At 47.8% G+C, this 540-nt stretch carries 1 tRNA gene and 1 rRNA gene; both read left to right on the forward strand.

The features are described 5' to 3' along the window. Positions 1 to 85 (forward strand): 16S ribosomal RNA (locus HII27_RS26840); the annotation flags it as partial. Positions 86 to 170: 85 nt separating this feature from the next. Then, positions 171 to 246: transfer RNA gene (locus HII27_RS26845), tRNA-Glu, on the forward strand. The last annotated feature ends 294 nt before the right edge of the window (positions 247 to 540 follow it).

Consider the following 540-nt stretch of genomic DNA (forward strand, 5'->3'; position numbering starts at 1 on the left):
GGCGCTTACCACTTTGTGATTCATGACTGGGGTGAAGTCGTAACAAGGTAACCGTAGGGGAACCTGCGGTTGGATCACCTCCTTACCTTAAAGAAACGTTCTTTGAAGTGCTCACACAGATTGTCTGATGAAAAGTAAATAGCAAGGCGTCTTGCGATTGAGACTTCAGTGTCCCCTTCGTCTAGAGGCCCAGGACACCGCCCTTTCACGGCGGTAACAGGGGTTCGAATCCCCTAGGGGACGCCACTTGCTGGTTTGTGTGAGTGAAAGTCGCCGACCCCAATATCTCAAAACTTACCTTCGGGTGACGTTTGAGATATTTGCTCTTTAAAAATCTGGATCAAGCTGAAAATTGAAACAGCACACTGAACTCTGTTCTCCGTAATAAGAACAGACTGAGGTGTGTTTGAGTCTCTCAAATTTTTGCAGCACGATGATGAATCGTAAGAAACATCTTCGGGTTGTGAGGTTAAGCGACTAAGCGTACACGGTGGATGCCCTGGCAGTCAGAGGCGATGAAGGACGTGCTAATCTGCGATA

This window comes from Kluyvera sichuanensis (genome assembly GCF_014218705.1).
Lineage (GTDB): Bacteria > Pseudomonadota > Gammaproteobacteria > Enterobacterales > Enterobacteriaceae > Kluyvera > Kluyvera sichuanensis.